This is a genomic window from Streptomyces sp. NPDC035033, from assembly GCF_040636735.1.
Classification (GTDB): Bacteria; Actinomycetota; Actinomycetes; order Streptomycetales; family Streptomycetaceae; genus Streptomyces.
On record NZ_JBEZUZ010000067.1, the window covers coordinates 1 to 17281 of the forward strand.

Annotated in this window: 15 protein-coding genes; 8 read left to right on the forward strand and 7 right to left on the reverse strand. The window is 74.3% G+C overall.

The window, feature by feature from the left end; all coding sequences use genetic code 11:
* A partial coding sequence (locus tag AB0E83_RS24465) for a hypothetical protein (protein WP_362115674.1) occupies nt 1-1379 on the forward strand: 1379 nt, incomplete at its 5' end.
* A 30-nt stretch (nt 1380-1409) separates the two neighbouring features.
* Here the strand turns inward: AB0E83_RS24465 and AB0E83_RS24470 are convergent.
* Nucleotides 1410-1988 carry a TetR family transcriptional regulator gene (locus AB0E83_RS24470; RefSeq protein WP_362115677.1) on the reverse strand — a complete coding sequence of 193 codons (579 nt, stop codon included), beginning with the start codon at nt 1986-1988 and terminating at the stop codon, nt 1410-1412.
* A 147-nt stretch (nt 1989-2135) separates the two neighbouring features.
* Between AB0E83_RS24470 and AB0E83_RS24475 the strand changes: the two genes are divergently transcribed.
* Nucleotides 2136-2792: a dihydrofolate reductase family protein gene (locus AB0E83_RS24475; RefSeq protein WP_362115680.1), complete on the forward strand. Its 657-nt coding sequence runs from the start codon at nt 2136-2138 to the stop codon at nt 2790-2792.
* 27 nt (nt 2793-2819) lie between these two features.
* On the opposite strand, the gene AB0E83_RS24480 is transcribed toward AB0E83_RS24475, so the two are convergent.
* Together AB0E83_RS24480 and AB0E83_RS24485 are read right to left on the reverse strand one after the other, a co-directional pair.
* Nucleotides 2820-3452 carry a class I SAM-dependent methyltransferase gene (locus AB0E83_RS24480; RefSeq protein ID WP_362115683.1) on the reverse strand — a complete coding sequence of 211 codons (633 nt, stop codon included), beginning with the start codon at nt 3450-3452 and terminating at the stop codon, nt 2820-2822.
* A 149-nt stretch (nt 3453-3601) separates the two neighbouring features.
* Complete coding sequence (locus tag AB0E83_RS24485; protein WP_362115686.1) at nt 3602-4198, reverse strand: DUF1349 domain-containing protein; 597 nt, start codon at nt 4196-4198, stop codon at nt 3602-3604.
* A gap of 328 nt (nt 4199-4526) precedes the next feature.
* On the opposite strand from AB0E83_RS24485, the gene AB0E83_RS24490 reads away from it, so the two are divergent.
* The gene (locus tag AB0E83_RS24490) at nt 4527-4952 is read left to right on the forward strand and encodes a hypothetical protein (protein ID WP_362115689.1); all 426 of its coding nucleotides are present in this window, start codon (nt 4527-4529) and stop codon (nt 4950-4952) included.
* A gap of 117 nt (nt 4953-5069) precedes the next feature.
* Complete coding sequence (locus tag AB0E83_RS24495; RefSeq protein ID WP_362115691.1) at nt 5070-6212, forward strand: hypothetical protein; 1143 nt, start codon at nt 5070-5072, stop codon at nt 6210-6212.
* A 100-nt stretch (nt 6213-6312) separates the two neighbouring features.
* On the opposite strand, the gene AB0E83_RS24500 is transcribed toward AB0E83_RS24495, so the two are convergent.
* From AB0E83_RS24500 to AB0E83_RS24515, 4 genes are all read right to left on the reverse strand, one after another.
* Nucleotides 6313-7098 carry an ABC transporter permease gene (locus AB0E83_RS24500; RefSeq protein ID WP_362115694.1) on the reverse strand — a complete coding sequence of 262 codons (786 nt, stop codon included), beginning with the start codon at nt 7096-7098 and terminating at the stop codon, nt 6313-6315.
* Nucleotides 7095-8060: an ATP-binding cassette domain-containing protein gene (locus AB0E83_RS24505; RefSeq protein WP_362115696.1), complete on the reverse strand. Its 966-nt coding sequence runs from the start codon at nt 8058-8060 to the stop codon at nt 7095-7097. The genes AB0E83_RS24500 and AB0E83_RS24505 overlap by 4 nt, the downstream gene beginning before the upstream one ends.
* Nucleotides 8061-8144: 84 nt before the next feature.
* Entirely contained in the window at nt 8145-8987 is an 843-nt protein-coding gene (locus tag AB0E83_RS24510; protein ID WP_362115699.1) for a DUF4097 family beta strand repeat-containing protein, read from the reverse strand.
* An 88-nt stretch (nt 8988-9075) separates the two neighbouring features.
* Entirely contained in the window at nt 9076-9600 is a 525-nt protein-coding gene (locus AB0E83_RS24515) for a hypothetical protein (protein ID WP_362115702.1), read from the reverse strand.
* A gap of 318 nt (nt 9601-9918) precedes the next feature.
* Between AB0E83_RS24515 and AB0E83_RS24520 the strand changes: the two genes are divergently transcribed.
* From AB0E83_RS24520 to AB0E83_RS24535, 4 genes are all read left to right on the forward strand, one after another.
* Nucleotides 9919-10986: a chitinase gene (locus AB0E83_RS24520; protein ID WP_362115705.1), complete on the forward strand. Its 1068-nt coding sequence runs from the start codon at nt 9919-9921 to the stop codon at nt 10984-10986.
* Nucleotides 10987-11081: 95 nt separating this feature from the next.
* Nucleotides 11082-12491, forward strand: coding sequence for an amidase (locus AB0E83_RS24525; protein ID WP_362115708.1), 1410 nt, complete (start codon nt 11082-11084; stop codon nt 12489-12491).
* A 176-nt stretch (nt 12492-12667) separates the two neighbouring features.
* A complete protein-coding gene (locus tag AB0E83_RS24530; RefSeq protein WP_362115711.1) occupies nt 12668-13678 on the forward strand; it encodes a LacI family DNA-binding transcriptional regulator in 1011 nt (336 codons plus the stop codon).
* Nucleotides 13679-13887: 209 nt separating this feature from the next.
* Nucleotides 13888-17259, forward strand: coding sequence for a CARDB domain-containing protein (locus tag AB0E83_RS24535; protein WP_362115714.1), 3372 nt, complete (start codon nt 13888-13890; stop codon nt 17257-17259).
* Nucleotides 17260-17281: the final 22 nt, after the last annotated feature.

The following is a 17281-nucleotide window of genomic DNA, read 5'->3' on the forward strand; positions in this document are numbered from 1 at the left end:
TCGCGGGGCCGCGGGCGCGGGCCGGGGGGCCCGCGCGCGACATCGCCGGGTACGGCGCCCTCCTCCTGGCCCCGGGGGCCGACGGGGCCCGGCGGGGCCTGCGCGCCCGCCTCTCCCTCGGCGCCGCGGTCCGCCGCCTGGCGCTGCCGCTCGCCGTGGTGCTGCTCGCCGCGCCCGTCGGCGGCGCCGTCGCCTACGGCTCCGCCCACGCGGACGCCCGCGAGGAGGCCCGCCAGCAGGCCCTGCTCGCCCGGCTCGCCGCCGCCGACGCGCTGGTGGCCGCGCACGAGGGCCAGGACTTCGGGAGCTCCCAGGCGGACTACCGCAAGGCGCTGGAGGAGTACGAGGACCTCGGCACCCGGCACGCCGGCTCGCGCGCCGGGAAGCTGGTGCCGGCCCGGCTCGACGCGTACTACGAGGCGGTCGCCGCGCCGTACGCGCGCAAGAGCTACTGCGAGGCGCTGACCCCGCTCAAGCACCTGCGCGCCCTCCCCGGCACCGTCGACAAGGCCCTCCTCGGCGACCGCCCCGCCGGCGTCGAGGAGCCGCTGGCCCACTCGCTGTACGAGTGCGGCGCGGCCGCCCTCGGCCGGGAGTCCGCGCCGACCGCCGAGAGCCACCTCGGCGAACTCGCCTCGGACTTCCCGGGGTCGCCGTACACCGCGAAGGCCGGACCGGCCGTCCGGGACGCGGTCCGCACCCGGGTGGCCTCGCTCACCGCCGCCGGCGGCGGCGACCGCTGCTCCACCACGGAGCAGCTGCGCGTCCTGCGGACCACCGCCGGCGCGCTCGACGCGCTGAAGCTGGAGGCGACGCGGGCGGAGGCGGACCGGGGCGTCCGGCGGGGCGTCTTCGCCTGCGGCACCCAGCAGTTCGGCGACGAGCAGTTCGCCAAGGCCGCCGCGACCATGGACCGGTACCTCAAGGACTACCCGGACGACGACCGGGCGGCCCACGCCCGCGCGATCTCCATCGCCGCGCGGATCGCCGAGGAGGAGCCGGAGGCCGGGAAGAAGCTGCCCCCGGCGGAGGCGCCCGGCGGCGCCCGCATGACCATGGTGGTCAGCAACGACGCCCCGGACCCGGTCGAACTCCTCTACACCGGCCCGGTCACCGGGAAGATCACGATCCCGGCCTGCGCCGGCTGCCGCAAGTACAGCCGGCTCGACACCGTCCTCGCGGGCTTCAAGCCCTGCTCCGGCCCGTCCTCGAAGTACCCGAAGGAGACGCTCTCACTGCCCGCGGGGAAGTACCACCTGCTGCAGAAGCGGGCCGGCACCGGCTTCTCCACGGCCGGCGACACCAAGACCAGCAAGGCGACCATCGAGCCCGGCTACAGCTACACCAACTGCCTCTACGTGACCACGTTCCTGTACTGAGCCCCCCGGGACGGGACCCCGCCCCGGGGCTCAGCCCGCGAAGACGATCCGGTCCACGGCGGCGGCCACCAGGGCGTCGCGCTCCTCCTCGGAGAAGACGTCGGGGAGGGTCAGCTGCTCCACGATCAGCCAGTTCAGGGTGAGGATCAGCAGCTTGACGGCGGTGGCGTCGCCGGGGAGGCCGGACGCCTCGTGGAAGGTCACGTTCTGCTCGACGTCGGCCCGTACCCGCTCGGTGAGGATCGAGCGGAGCGCGGGCCGGCGGGTGGCCTCCAGGCGCAGTTCGAGCAGGGCGAGGTAGCCGGTGCGGAAGGCGGAGATCCGTCCGACCAGCTCCCGCATCAACCGGGTGTACGCCGCCTTGTCGTGCGGCGCGGTCCGGGTCCCCTCCACGGTCGCCTCGTCGGGCTGGAGCCGCTCGTAGACCCGGGCGCCGGCCTGGGTGAGGAGGTCGTCCCGGTTGGCGAAGTAGTTGGAGGCGGTCCCGGTGGGCACCCCGGCCTCGGTGTCCACCGCCCGGAAGGTCAGCCCCCGGGCCCCCTCGCGGGCCAGCACCTCGATCGCGGCGTCCACGAGCGCGGCGCGCCGTTCGTCGTTCCGTCTCGCCACAGGAGACCACTCCGTTCGTAGTACTACAGTCGGACCCCTTCGCGTAGCCTACCGGCGGACGGGAGAAATCTCCCCGGGCGATGAGTTCCGGCGGCCCGGACGGTCGACACTGGCATCGGAGCAACCGCCGTACGACCGGGAGAGCGCGTGACCACCCAGAAACCCCAGCTGCTGAAGGTCCAGAACTTCAACGTCTCCGCCGACGGCGTGGCCGCCGGCGAGAACCAGTCCCTGGAGCGGCCCTTCGGCCACGTCGACCCGGGCCGCCTCTTCGCCTGGGGCGGCGCCACCGCGAGCTGGCCCACCCGCACCGACCCCGGCGGCACCCGCGGCCTCGACGACCACCTCGTCCGCGACTTCTCGCACAACATCGGCGCCGAGATCATGGGCCGCAACAAGTTCGGCCCCCAGCGCGGCCCCTGGCAGGACGAGGAGTGGAAGGGCTGGTGGGGCGAGGAGCCGCCGTTCCACACCCCCGTCTTCGTCCTCACCCACCACCCCCGCCCCTCCTTCACCCTCTCCGACACCACGTTCCACTTCGTCGACGGCGACCCGGCGACCGTGCTGGAGCGCGCCAAGGAGGCGGCGGAGGGCAAGGACGTCCGCCTCGGCGGCGGGGTGACGACGATCCGGGCGTTCCTCGACGCCGGCCTCGTCGACACCCTCCACGTCGCCGTCTCCCCGGAGAAGCTCGGCACCGGCCTCAAGCTCTGGGACTCGCCCGAGGAGCTGACCGACCGCTACCACCTGGACGTCGTCCCCAGCCCGAGCGGGGTCACCCACCACCTCTTCTGGCGGAAGTGACGCCCGGGGCGCCGGGGGAGCGGGGCGTCAGGCGGTCCGGCGCAGCACCCGCAGCGAGTCCGTGACCGAGACCTCCTCGAAGGCGCCGGACTCCAGCGCGCGCAGGTAGATCCGGTACGGCGCCTGGCCGCCGTCCGCCGGGTCCGGGAAGACGTCGTGGATCACCAGCAGGCCCCCGGGGGCGACCCTGGGGGCCCAGCCCTCGTAGTCGTTGGTCGCGTGCTCGTCCGTGTGCCCGCCGTCGATGAAGACGAGCCCGAGCTCCCCGCCCCACACCCGCGCGACCTGCGGGCTCCGCCCGACCACCGCGATCACGTGCTCCTCCAGGCCCGCCTTCCGCAGCGTCCGCCGGAAGGTCGGCAGCGTGTCCATCACGCCGACCTCCGGGTCCACCACGGTCGGGTCGTGGTACTCCCACCCCGGCTGCTGCTCCTCGCTGCCCCGGTGGTGGTCCACGGTCACCGCGACCGTCCCCGCCCGCCGGGCCGCGTCCGCGAGCAGGATCGTCGACCGCCCGCAGTACGTGCCCACCTCCAGGAGCGGCAGCCCGAGCTTCGCGGCCTCGGCCGCCGCCGCGTACAGCGCCAGGCCCTCTCCGGCGGGCATGAACCCCTTCGCGGCCTCGAAGGCGGCGAGGATCTCGGCACTGGGCTCGGACATGGCGGTCTCCTACTGGCGAGTAGTACGTCGGTACGGGCGCCCATCGTGCCCTACGCGTCGCCCTCGAACCACACCGTCGTCCCGCCCCTCCGCTCTGCCGCCCCCACCGGTCCGCCACGCCCTCCACCGGCACGGGCCCCCGCCCGGCGTCACCGTCCGTCGAACAGGTGCGCCAGGGTCGTCGGGGTGAGGCGGAGGTGGTCGAAGTCGGCCCGGCAGCCCTCCCCGACGGGCGACTGCGCCCCGATCCCGGCCCGGACGGGACCGGGGGCGCCCAGCGCGAACTGCCGGACCAGGCGCCAGGCGTGGCCGTCCTCGGAGGAGTGGAAGGCGAACCGCTCGCCGGTCCGGCTGATCCGCAGCCACAGGGCGTCCGCCGCGACGGCGCCGGCGACCGCGTCGTCGGAACGGCCCCGGGTCACCACCGAGTAGACGCCCGGCGTCCCGTCGGGCGCCCGCTCGAAGGTGAGCTTCGCCCAGTGGTCGTCGCCGGCGTGCACGACGAGCCCGCCCGCGTCCCAGGTGCCGGCGAACCCGACCCGCAGCCGGGCCGTCAGCTGCCAGTCGCCGTCCGGCGGCACGGTCAGCGCGAGCGCCGCGTCCCGCCGCCGGGCGCCGTCCAGCGGGTCGGTGAACAGATCGGTGCGGGCGGCGGCGGTGACGCTCAGGACGTCGCCGTCGAGGGACCAGGAGGCGGGCGCGGTCACCCACTCCAGGGAGAGGGGAAGGGCGGCTTCGGCGTTCATCCCGCCATGATCACGCCTCGCCGGCCCCGGTGGCGCACCGCCGCCCGAGGATCCAACAACCCGCGCGGAAGTCCAAGCGGTCCCCGGTCCGCCCCCTGTTCGTCCGCCGGTCCGGCCCCGTCCGCCCCGGGTTCGCCCCGTCCGCCCCCGGCCCCTCCTCCTGTCTGTCCCCCGTCCGCCCCCGGCCCCTCCTCCTGTCTGTCCCCCGTCCGCCCCCGGTCCCTCCCCCTGTCTGCCCCCGGTTCGCCCCCGGCCCGTCCCTGTCCGTCCCCGTCCGGCGCTCCGGGGCTCGGACCGGGTGTCGGACCGGCGTGCGAGCATCCCGGGCATGAGCAGCCACCCCGACTTCGACCTGCCGCCCCTCGCCCCGCCCGGGACCCTCGCCGCGTGGGACGACCTGGCCGACCGGGTCTGCCGCGCACTGGTCCGCGCCGGACTGCCCGCCCACCGGGGCGACCGCGACGGCGGCCCGGCGTCCCGGCCCGGGGCGGAGGTCCACGTGGACCGCCTCGCCGGCGGCGGCGTGCACGTGGACTGGACGGTGGACGCCGGACTGCGGACCGCCGCGCTCGAACTCTTCGAGCGGGGCGTCGACTTCGCGGACCCGCCGCCGCTCCTGCGCCACCACGGCACCGTCCGCGCGCTCATGCGGGACGCCCTGTCGGGGATCCTCGCCTCGGCCGGCTTCGAGGTCGAGGAGCCGGACCCGCACACGTACGGAACGGCGGTGCACGTGAAGGGCGACCGCCCCTGACCCCCTGTCCGGCCGGCACGCCCCGCGGTCTCCGCACCCCCGAGCCTCCGCACCCCCGCCTTCCCCTCAGGTGTCGTTATCGTGGCACCACCCACTGACAACCCGGGGAGGAGCACCGTGAGCACGGAGGGGAGCGGGTCCGGCATACGGCGCGTCCTGCGCGGCCGAGGCGTGCGGACCGCCGTGGTCGCGGGGCTGGTCGGCGCCCTGCTGGGCGCCGGCGTGACGGCCTGGAGCACCGGCGCGCTCGACCGGGAGGCGGAGGCGGCGCCGTGCTGGGGAGCCCTCCGGGAGGAGACCCTCACCGCGCTCTTCGGCGAGCAGCGGCTCCGCTCCGAGGAGCAGGAGCTGACCCGGGGCCTCGGGGAGCTGACGTACGGCACCTGCCGGGTCACCGGGCAGCGGAAGCACGGCATCGGGCACCAGCTCACCGTCCGCGTCCACGAGCTCGACGGGCTCCACGGGACGGACGCCCACCGCTGGCCGGGCGAGTTCCTCACCCCGGACATGACCCCGCTCGGGAAGGACCTCCCGGGCATGGCCTCCACCGAGCGCGCCTGGCTGGCGCTGCCCCCCTCCTGCACGGGAAGGCTCCGCGGCACCGACGCGGCGACCGTCGTCGACCTGGCCGTGGGCCGGGCGGGGCGGGTGCGCGAGGGCATGCGGGGCACCGACGCCGAGCGCCGGAACGCGTTGGCCCGCGCCGTCGTCGACACCGCCGGGGCCGTGCTCCGGTCCTTCGGCTGCTCCGCCTCCCTCCCGGCCCCGCCCGGGGAACTCGGCCACGCCACCGTCGAGGACCGCGCGCCCGGCGCACCGCTGTGCGGCGTCGAGGGGCTGCGCCCGCCCGCGGCGTACCGGGCGGAGTCGTCCGGCGGGCGCGTGCCCCTGGCCTGGCACCGTACGAACGCCGCGGACGGCCCGGCCCGGGTGTGCGACGCGGGCACGCACGTCTGGGAGCCACAGGTGAAGCTGACCACCGTCACCCACCCCGGACTGGTGAGCGTCTTCTCCGCGAGCACCCTGCGCGGCGGCACGCGGGTCACCGGCTCCCGGGGCTTCGGCTCGGTGAGCGCCGACCGGGCCGCCTACCGCGCCGACTGCCCCTCCGGGCCGGTGGTCTTCCTGGTGGAACAGATCCGGAACGTCGACGGCCACCCCTACGACCTCACCGCCGCCCTCCTCCCCGGCTACGTGGCGGCCGAGGCGGAGCGGATCGGCTGCGGCCCGCTGCGGATCCGGGTCGGCGCGGAGGGCTGAGGGCCCCGGGAACGCCGGCGGGGCGGCGCGCTCCGGCGTGGTGCCGGAACGGGCCGCCCCGGGGGTGGGACGCGGGTGCCGGGGGCGGCCGGCACGGCGGCTACTTCGGATCCTTGGCGAAGGTCTTCGTCGACCAGACGTGGCCGAGGACGGCCAGGCCGGCGCACCAGGCCACGGCGAGCCAGCCGTTGTGGCCGATCCCGGTGCCGAGGAGGAGGCCGCGGAGGGTCTCGATGGCGGGGGTGAAGGGCTGGTACTCGGCGATCGGCCGGAACCATCCGGGCATGGAGTCGATCGGGACGAAGGCGCTGGAGATCAGCGGGAGGACGACCAGCGGGAGGGCGTTGTTGGAGGCCGCCTCCGCGTTGGGGGAGACGAGCCCCATGCCGACGGCGATCCAGGTCAGCGCGAAGGCGACCAGGGCCGTCAGCCCGAAGGCGGCGAGCCATTCGAGGGCGGTCGCGCCGGTGGAGCGGAACCCGATGGCGACGGCGACGGCGCCGACCAGGAGGACGCTCATGAGGCACTGGAGGACGCTGCCGGTGACGTGGCCGATCAGGATCGAGGGCCGGTGGATGGCCATGGTGCGGAAGCGGGCGACGATCCCCTCGGTCATGTCGTTGGAGACGGAGACCGCGGTCCCCACCACCGTGCCGCCGACGGTCATCATGAGGATGCCGGGGACGAGGTAGGCGATGTACGCGGCCCGGTCCGCGCCGCCCATGCCGGCGCTCATCACGTCACCGAAGACGTAGACGAAGAGCAGCAGCATCATCACGGGGGTGAGGAGCAGGTTCAGCGTGAGGGAGGGGTAGCGGCGGGCGTGCAGGAGGTTGCGGCGGAGCATCGTGGACGAGTCGCGGACGGCGAGGGAGAGGGCGCTCATCGGGAGACCTCCTGGGTGAGGGCGAAGAAGACGTCGTCGAGGTCGGGGGTGTGGACGGTGAGTTCGTCGGCCTCGATGCCGGCGGCGTCCAGCCAGTCGAGGAGGGACCGCAGTTCGCGCTGGCTGCCGCCGCTGGGGATCTGGAGGGTGAGGGCCTCGTCGTCCCGGGTGGCCACCTGGAGGGTCGCGACCGCGGTCCGGTACAGGGCGGGGTCGGTGAAGCGGAGGCGGACGTGGCCGCCGGGGATCTGGCGTTTGAGCTGGTCGGGGGTGCCTTCGGCGGCGATCTTGCCGCCGTTGAGGACGGCGATGCGGTCGGCGAGTTGGTCGGCTTCTTCGAGGTACTGGGTGGTGAGGAGGACGGTGACGCCGTCGGCGACGAGTGCGCGGATGATCTGCCACATGGTGTGGCGGGAGCGGGGGTCGAGGCCGGTGGTGGGTTCGTCGAGGAAGATGACGCGGGGGGCGCCGACCAGGGTCATGGCGATGTCGAGGCGGCGCTTCATGCCGCCGGAGTAGGTGGAGGCGGGCTTCTTCGCGGCGTCCAGGAGGTCGAAGCGTGCGAGGAGGTCGGCGGTGACGCGGCGGGCTTCGGCCGGGGGCAGGTGGTGGAGGTCGGCCATGAGGCGCATGTTCTCCTCGCCGGTGAGCAGGCCGTCGACGGCGGAGAACTGGCCGGTGACGCCGATGGCGGCGCGCAGGTGGTGGGGGTGGGTGGCCAGGTCGTGGCCGGCGACGCGGACCTGGCCGTGGTCGGGGGTGACGAGGGTGGAGAGGATCTTGACGGCGGTGGTCTTGCCGGCGCCGTTGGGGCCGAGCAGGGCGAGGACGGTTCCTTCGGGGGCGGTCAGGTCGATGCCGTCGAGGACGACCTTGTCGCCGTACGACTTGCGCAGACCGGACACCTCGATGGCGGGGGACGCGGTGCGGCCGGTCCCCTGACCGGGCACAGAACTGGACATGGGCATGACAGAAGAAGGCATGGGGGCCTCCGATCGAAGGCTGAGGTGGGCGGGGAGGGGAGGGGAGGGGTGGTGCGAGGAGGGTCAGACGCGGGCGCGGCGGATGTCGATGTTGCCGTGGCGGGTGCGGGCGCGGACCTTGACGGACTCCTCGGTCTCCCCCGGGGCGTCGGAGGGGGTGAGTCCGTTGCGGACCTGGCCGGAGCCCGAGTCGGCGTCGAGCCACGCGGCCGTGCCCTCGCGGACGCCGACGTCGATGGCGCCGTAGTTCGTCTCCAGCCGGACGGTTCCGCGCGCGACTTCGCCGATGCGCACGGTGCCGTGCGCGGTGGTGGCGGTCACCGAGTCCTCGGCGCGGTCGACCGTGATGTCGCCGTGCGCCCCGCTCACCCGCAGTTCGCCGGTGACGGCGCCGACGGTGGTGGTGCCGTGCGAGTTCTTCAGGACGCCGGTGCCGTCGATCAGGCCGACGCGCACGCTGCCGGAGCTGGTGGTGATCTCGGTCGGCCCCTCGACCCGGTCCACGCTGATCGACCCGTGCGAGGCGGTCAGGTGGAGCGGTCCCGTGGTGTCGAACCGGGCGTCGCCGGCGGAGGTCTTCACGCGGACCCCGCCGAGCCGGCCCTCGCCGAGGACCTGGGTCCAGGCGCCGTCCACCTCGACCCGCGAGCCCGCCGGCAGCTCGACCGTCACGTCGACGACGCCGGTGCGGCCGAACAGGTTCGACTTGGGCGTCCGGATGGTCAGGGTGCCGTTCGCGTACGCGACCTCGGTCTGGTCGGCCGTCCGGACGTCCAGGTCCTTCTTGGCGTTGCGCGGCAGCACCTCGACGGTGGTGTCCGCGCGGTCGCCGGCGACGAACTGGAGGGAGCCGGCCTCGACGCGGGCCGTGACGGAGATCGGTGCGGGAGTGTCGAAAGAAGGCATGGCTGTCCCGTCCTCTTGAGTCTCTGGGGCGTCCCCGCAGGTGGGACGTGGTGGGGTGGAACCGGGGTGGTGCGGGTGGCGGGCGGGGTCAGCGCACCCAGCCCGTGATGCTCTGTCCGATGGTCCGGGGCTTCTCCGCGGCGCGCGGCCGGGCGCCGCCGCCGTCGACCGCCGCCGACACCGCCCGTACCAGCCAGGCGTTGACCGACAGCCCCTCGCGGCTCGCGGCCTCCTCGGCCCGGGCCTTGAGGTGGGCCGGCAGCCGCAGGTTGACGCGGGCGACGGCGCCCTCGTCCCCTTCCGGCACCACCGGCGCCGGGACCGGCTCGGCCGGCGCCTCCGGCGCCACGGGGGCGACACCGCTGTCGGCGGGCGGCCGTGACACCACGAAGTCCGGGTCGAGGCCGCGGAGCCGTACGTCGACCGAGCCGGGGGCGAGTTCGCGGGTGATCTCGTCCGTCGCGGCGGAGAGCACGTTGAGCATGGTCAGGCGGGCCGCCGACTCCAGGGGAGCGGTGAGCCGCTCGGCCAGCTCGCGTGCCGCGTCGCCACCGGCTTCGGCGGCCACCGCGAGTTCGCGGCGGAGGCTGTCGACATACGGGGTGAGGTCCATGACGCCATCATGGCATCACTATGGCGCCATGCGCAAGTAGTGGCACCACTGAATGGCATCACGTGGCGTCGCGTGGCGCCACGGGTGGCACCTCGTGGCGCCTGAGGGTGTCCAGTGGTGCCAGAGGGGGGCGGAGGGGGCCGCGAGGTGCCGGGCGGCGCCGCGTGGCACCCTGCGTCGCCGCCTCGCCCCGCTCGCCCGGCATCACGTCATGTCCCGTACCGGGAAGGGATGTTGACGGTAGGTCTGGACCAATCTACGGTCTGCTGGAGCGCGCGCCACGCCCCGGACCGACCCCCCACGTCCCAAGGAGCACGCATGCCAGGCTCACGGATCGCCCGCGCCCTCGGAGCGGGCCTGACCGCCCTGCTCGCGGCCCTCGCCGCCGTCCCCGCCCAGGCGGTCCCCGTCCCCGCCGACGCCACCGCCGACACCTGTGCCCTCAAGCCCCGCCCCGCCGGCAAGGTGCTCCAGGGCTACTGGGAGAACTGGGACGGCGCCGCCAACGGCGTCCACCCGCCCTTCGGCTGGGCGCCCATCGACGACCCGCGCTTCGCCGCCCACGGCTACAACGTCCTCAACGCCGCCTTCCCCGTGATCCGCTCGGACGGCACGGTGCTGTGGGAGGACGGCATGGACAACACCGTCCGCGTCCCCACCCCGGCCGAGATGTGCCGGGCCAAGGCCGCCGGGGCCACGATCCTGATGTCGATCGGCGGGGCCGCCGCCGGCATCGACCTCAGCTCCCCGGCCGTCGCCGACCGGTTCGTCGCGACGATCGTGCCGATCCTCCAGAAGTACAACTTCGACGGCATCGACATCGACATCGAGACCGGCCTCGTCGGCAGTGGCAGCATCACCACCCTCTCCGCCTCCCAGGCCAACCTGGTCCGCATCATCGACGGCGTCCTCGCCCGGATGCCGGCGGGCTTCGGCCTGACCATGGCGCCCGAGACCGCGTACGTCACCGGCGGCAGCGTCGCGTACGGCTCCATCTGGGGCGCGTACCTGCCGATCGTGAAGAAGTACGCCGACAACGGGCGCCTGTGGTGGCTCAACATGCAGTACTACAACGGCAGCATGTACGGCTGCTCCGGCGACTCCTACGCCGCCGGCACCGTCGCCGGCTTCACCGCCCAGACCGACTGCCTCGACCGCGGCCTCGTCGTCCAGGGCACCACCGTCCGCGTCCCCCACGACAAGCAGGTCCCCGGCCTCCCCGCCCAGCCCGGCGCGGGCGGCGGCCACATGGCGCCCTCCCTCGTGGCCCAGGCGTGGAACCACTACGGGGGCCGGCTCAAGGGCCTGATGACCTGGTCGGCGAATTGGGACGGGTCGAAGAACTGGACCTTCGGCGACAACGTCAAGCGGCTCCAGGGCCGTTAGACGCACCGCGCGCCCGCCCGGCCCTCGCGTGTTACCGATGGGTACGTCATGATGACGGCAACCATCCACGACCGACCCCGGGGGCTGAGGCAGCGGTGACGATCGAGAAGCGGACCAGGGTGCACGCGTTCCGGGACGACTCCCTCGGGGAGCACGACGCCGTCGGCCTGGCCGAGGCGATCCGGCGGCGCGAGGTGAGCCCCGCCGAGGCCGCCCGGGACGCGGTCGCCCGCCTCCGGGCGGTCGGGGAACTGCACGCGGTCCAGACCCCGCTCGACCCGCCGGAGCTGCGCGGCGGCACCGACGGGGTCTTCGCGGGCGTCCCCACCCTGATCAAGGACAACACCGACTACGCGGGCCTGCCCACCGGCCACGGCAGCGCCGCCTTCACCCCCCGGCCGGCCCGCCGGCACGCGCCCTTCGTCCGGCAGTTCCTCAGCACCGGCGTCACCGTCCTCGGCAAGTCCCGGCTGCCCGAGTTCGGCTTCAGCCCGGCCACCGAGTACGAGGACGCCGAACCGGTCCGCAACCCCTGGCACACCGGGTACTCCGCGGGCGGCTCCTCCGGCGGCGCCGCCGCGCTCGTCGCCGCCGGCGCCGTCCCGCTCGCCCACGCCAACGACGGCGGCGGCTCCATCCGGATCCCCGCCGCCTGCTGCGGACTCGTCGGCCTCAAGCCCACCCGGGGCCGGGTCGTCGCCAACGACCAGAGCCGCCGGCTGCCCCTCGACATCGTCGCCGACGGCGTCGTCACCCGCACGGTCCGGGACTCCGCCGCCTTCCTCGCCGCCGCCGAACGCTACCGCCGCGACCCGAAGCTGCCGCCCGTCGGCCTCGTCGAGGGCCCCTCGGACCGCCGGCTGCGCATCGGCTTCCTGCTCGACTCCCCCAACGGCGTCCGCTGCGACGACGACACCCGCGCCGCCGTCACCGGCACCGCCGACACCCTCCGGCGGCTCGGCCACACCGTCGAACCCGTCGGCATGGACCTCGACCCCCGCTTCACCGAGGACTTCCTCACCTACTGGGGCATGCTCTCCTTCCTCCTCGGCGCCACCGGCCGCACCCTCGGCGCCGACTTCGACCGCCACCGCATGGACGGTCTCAGCCGCGGCCTGCGCGAGGAGTACCTGAAGCGCTGGCGGGACACCCCCGGCGTGGTGCGCCGGCTGCGGCGCACCAGGGAGGCGTACGCGGCGGCCTTCCGCGGCCTCGACCTCGTCCTCACCCCGGTCCTCGCCCACACCACGCCCCCGATCGGGCACCTCCGCCCGGACGTCCCGTACCCGGTCCTGGTCGGGCGGATCCTGGAGTACGTCGCCTACACCCCGGTCGACAACGTGGTGGGCACTCCGTCGCTCTCGCTCCCCAGCGGCCGCACCACCGCCGAGGGCCTGCCGGTCGGCGTCCTCCTCTCCGGCCGCCCCGGCAGCGAACGCACCCTCCTGGAGGCCGCGTTCGCCCTGGAGGCGGAGCGCCCCTTCCGCCGCGTCCAGGACGTGTGACGGGCGGACCCCCGGCGGCGGCGGGCGCCCGGCCGCGCCCGCGGCCCTCCCGTGCCGTCGGGCCGTGCGGGCGGAAGGCACGGCCCGACGGGACGCTCCGGCGCGGAGGAGCCCGCTTGCGCGGGAACTGCAAAGGGACGTCATTCTCTTGCGGTACTTGCGCTAGTCTTGCGCGCATGACGCGACGACTTGCTCAGGTGGCGAAGAAGGTGGGGGTCAGCGAGGCGACGGTCAGCCGGGTCCTCAACGGCAAGCCCGGGGTGTCCGAGGCGACCCGGCAGTCCGTGCTCACCGCCCTGGACGTCCTCGGCTACGAGCGCCCCACCCAGCTCAGGGGCGAGCGCGCCCGGCTCGTCGGACTCGTCCTGCCCGAGCTGCAGAACCCCATCTTCCCGGCCTTCGCCGAGGTCATCGGGGGCGCCCTCGCCCAGCAGGGGCTCACCCCCGTCCTCTGCACCCAGACCAAGGGCGGCGTCTCCGAGGCCGACTACGTGGACCTCCTCCTCCAGCAGCAGGTCTCCGGCGTGGTCTTCGCCGGCGGGCTCTTCGCCCAGGCCGACGCCCCGCACGACCACTACCACCAGCTCGCCGAGCGCAACATCCCGGTCGTCCTCGTCAACGCCTCCATCGAGGGCCTGGACTTCCCCTGCGTCTCCTGCGACGATGCCGTCGCCGTCGAGCAGGCCTGGCGCCACCTCGCCTCCCTCGGCCACGAGAAGATCGGGATGCTGCTCGGCCCCGCCGACCACGTGCCCTCCCGCCGCAAGCTCGACGCCGCGCGGGCCGCCGCCGAGGCGGCCGGCACCCCGCTCCCCGACGCGCACGTCGTCCGCTCGATCTTCTCCCTCGAAGGCGGCCAGGCCGCCGCCAACCGCCTCCTCGAACAGGGCGTCACCGGCATCGTCTGCGCCAGCGACCCGCTCGCCCTCGGCGCCATCCGGGCCGCCCGCCGGCGCGGCCTCGCCGTCCCCGGCGACGTCTCGGTGGTCGGCTTCGACGACTCGGCGTTCATGAACTGCACCGAACCCCCGCTCTCCACCGTCCGCCAGCCCATCGAGGCCATGGGCCGGGCCGCCGTCGAGCTGCTCTGCGCCCAGATCCAGGGCGTCCACTCCCACCCGGGCGAACTGCTCTTCGAGCCCGAACTGGTGGTGCGCGGCTCCACCGCCCCGCCGCCGGCCCGCTAGCGGAAGCCCGTACCGCTCCCGCCCCTCCAGGCACCGGTTCCTCCCGCTGCCCCGCGCGGCCGGGCGGACCGGTGCCTTCGTCATTTCTGTGCGCCCTCCGTTGACAAGACCGTCATCCGGTAGAAACCTGTGCCCGCAACGACCGCAAAACTTTGACTGAATCACTCAAAAACCATGCGAGTCCTGCGTCAGGCTCTTGGAGGGCCCCGATGACACCCCTACGCCACGGCCTGCGGCTGACGATCGGCCTGCTGATCGCCGCCCTGGTCGCCCTCGGGCTGCTGCCCGTCCCCGCGTCCGCCACCGCCGCGGCGGCTCCCGACCTCGCCCTCGGCAGACCCGCCACCGCCTCCGGCGCCCACGGCGCCCATCCGGCGGGCAACCTCACCGACGGCGGCCAGGCCAGCTACTGGGAGGGCCCGGCCGGCGCCTTCCCGCAGTGGGCCCAGGTGGACCTCGGCGCCGCCGTCGCCGTCGACCGCGTCGTCCTGAAGCTCCCCACCGGCTGGGAGGCCCGGGACCAGACCCTCGCCGTCCTCGGCTCCACCGACGGCAGCGCCTTCACCACCCTGGCCGGAGCCCAGGTCCGCCGCTTCGACCCGGCCGCCGCCAACGCGGTCACCCTCGACCTGACCGGAGGTCAGCTCCGTTACGTACGGATCCAGATCACCGCCAACACCGGCTGGAACGCGGCCCAGCTCTCCGCCGTCGAGGTGTACGGCGAGCCCGGCACCGCCGAACCGCCCGTCGAGGGCACCGACCTGGCCCGCGGCAAGCCGGTCGAGGCGACCTCGGTCACCCAGAACTACCAGGCCGCGAACGCCAACGACGGCTCCACCGCCACCTACTGGGAGTCGGCCGGCTTCCCCGCGGGCCTCACGGTGAGGCTCGGCGCGGACGCCGACCTCGCCGGCGTCGTCGTCAAGCTCAACCCCGACCCGGCGTGGGGGCCGCGCACCCAGTCCTTCGAGATCCAGGGCCGCCCGGCCGGCGCCACCGCCTTCACCACCCTGAAGCCGCGCGCCGACCACGCCTTCAGCCCGTCCTCCGGGCAGAACACCGTGACCGTCCCGGTCACCGCCCGGATCGCGGACCTCCGGCTCGTCTTCCACGCCAACACCGGCGCCCCCGGCGCCCAGGTCGCCGAGCTCCAGGTCCTCGGCACCGCCGCCCCCGCCCCCGACCTCGTCGTCACCGACCTCACCTGGACCCCGGCCGCCCCCAGCGAGACCGACGACGTCACCGTCCGCGCCACCGTCCGCAACGCCGGCACCGCCGCGGCCCCCGCCGCCACCGTGCGCGTCAGCGTCGAGGGCGCCGTCGCGGGCACCGCCCCCACCGCCTCCCTCCCGGCCGGGGCCTCCACCACCGTCGACCTCCCGGTCGGCCGCCGGCCCGTGGGCGCGTACACCGTGTCCGCCGCCGTCGACCCGGCGAACGCCGTGCCCGAGCTCGACGACTCCAACAACAGCCGCACCGCCGCCTCGAAACTGACCGTCGGCCAGAGCCCCGGCCCCGACCTGATGGTCACCGGCATCACCACCGCCCCCTCGGCCCCGGCCGCCGGCGCGCCGGTCTCCTTCACCGTCGCCGTCCACAACCGCGGCACCACCGCGGTCGCCGCCGGCACCGTCACCCGGCTCACCGCCGGCACCACCACCCTGAACGGCACCACCGGAGCCGTCGCCGCCGGCCAGACCGTCAACGTCGCGGTCCCCGGCACCTGGACCGCCACCAGCGGCGGCACCACCCTGACCGCCACCGCCGACGCCACCGGCGCCCTCACCGAGACCGACGAGAACAACAACGTCCTCACCCGCTCGATGGTCGTCGGGCGCGGCGCCGCCGTCCCGTACACCGAGTACGAGGCGGAGGACGCCCGCTACCGGGGCACCCTGCTCACGGCCGACCGGCTGCGCACCTTCGGGCACACCAACTTCGCCACCGAGTCCTCCGGGCGCGCGTCGGTCCGGCTCGACGCGAGCGGCCAGTACGTCGAGTTCACCTCGGTCAACCAGGCCAACGCCCTCACCGTCCGCAACTCGGTCCCGGACGCGGCGGCCGGCGGGGGAGCGGAGCACACCCTCAGCCTCTACGCGAACGACGTCTTCGTGCGGAAGCTGACCCTCTCCTCCAAGCACTCCTGGCTGTACGGCACCACCGACGACCCGGAGGGGCTGACCAACCGGCCCGGCGGTGACGCCCGCCGGCTCTTCGACGAGTCGCACACGCTCCTGGAGCGGTCCTACCCGCCGGGCACCCGCTTCCGCCTCCAGCGCGACGCGGGCGACACCGCCGCCTTCTACGTCCTCGACCTGATCGACCTGGAGCAGGTGGCCCCGGCCGCCGCGCAGCCGGCCGGCTGCGTCTCCATCACCGAGTACGGGGCCGTGCCCAACGACGGCCTCGACGACACCGACGCGATCCAGCGGGCCGTCACCGCCGACCAGAAGGGCGAGATCGGCTGCGTCTGGATCCCGGCCGGACAGTGGCGCCAGGAGCAGAAGATCCTCACCGACGACCCGCTGAACCGGGGGCAGTACAACCAGGTCGGCATCCGGGACGTCACCGTCCGCGGCGCCGGCATGTGGCACTCCCAGCTGTACACGCTGACCCCGCCGCACCAGGCCGGCGGCATCAACCACCCGCACGAGGGCAACTTCGGCTTCGACATCGACGCCAACACCCAGATCTCCGACCTCGCCATCTTCGGCTCCGGCACCATCCGGGGCGGCGACGGCGGCGCCGAGGGCGGTGTCGGCCTCAACGGGCGCTTTGGCAAGGGCACGAAGATCCGCAACGTCTGGATCGAGCACGCCAACGTCGGCGTCTGGGTGGGCCGCGACTACGCCAACATCCCGGAGCTGTGGGGGCCGGGCGACGGCCTGGAGTTCAGCGGCATGCGGATCCGCAACACCTACGCCGACGGCATCAACTTCGCCAACGGCACCCGCAACTCCACCGTCCACGACTCCTCCTTCCGCAACACCGGCGACGACGCCCTCGCCGTCTGGGCCAGCAAGTACGTCAAGGACACCTCGGTCGACATCGGCCACGACAACCACTTCCGCAACAACACGGTCCAGCTGCCCTGGCGGGCCAACGGCATCGCGATCTACGGCGGATACGGCAACACCATCGAGAACAACGTGATCGCCGACACCATGAACTACCCGGGGATCATGCTGGCCACCGACCACGACCCGCTGCCCTTCTCCGGCCAGACCCTGATCGCGAACAACGCCCTGCACCGCACCGGCGGCGCCTTCTGGAACGAGGACCAGGAGTTCGGCGCGATCACCCTCTTCGCGCAGGGGCCCGACATCCCCGGCGTCACCATCCGCGACACCGACATCCTCGACTCGACCTATGACGCCATCCAGTTCAAGACGGGCGGCGGGGCCATGCCCGGCGTGCGGATCAGCGACGTCCGCGTCGACGGCACGGTGAACGGCGCCGGGATCCTCGCCATGGGCGGCGCCCGCGGCAGCGCCACCCTCACCGGAGTCACCTTCGCGAACACGGCCGAGGGGGACGTCGTCGTCGAACCCGGCTCGCAGTTCACGGTGGACCGGGGCTGACCCGCCCCGCCGGAACGGCGGT